This is a genomic window from Hymenobacter sediminis (assembly GCF_003231285.1).
GTDB lineage: Bacteria > Bacteroidota > Bacteroidia > Cytophagales > Hymenobacteraceae > Hymenobacter > Hymenobacter sediminis.
Genome location: NZ_QKNS01000059.1, coordinates 1 through 276, shown reverse-complemented (window position 1 = coordinate 276; position 276 = coordinate 1). Strand labels below are relative to the sequence as shown.

1 pseudogene is annotated in these 276 nt (G+C 39.9%); it reads left to right on the top strand.

What is annotated here, in order from left to right:
- Positions 1 to 40 precede the first annotated feature (40 nt).
- Positions 41 to 276: pseudogene (locus DNI29_RS25095) on the top strand (alpha/beta fold hydrolase); the annotation flags it as partial.

Sequence of the window (276 nt, the reverse complement as noted above, 5' to 3'; positions counted from 1 at the left end):
AACTGACACCGCCCAAAGCAAATCCTACAACTCAGGAGCTATGATATTTAAAGTAGCCCAAAATCCTATTTTCAATAAACTTTTGCTCAAATGCACTCCAAAATTCATTTTTGGACTTAACCTCAAGCAGGTCTTTTATGACCATTCCAAAATCACAGATGAGATGTTGACCAGGTATTACGAACTTTTGAGAATGGAAGGAAACCGTCAGGCTACTTTGGACAGGTTGACCACAAGGAAACCTTACGACGTGGATTTTGAAAAGCTGACTATGCC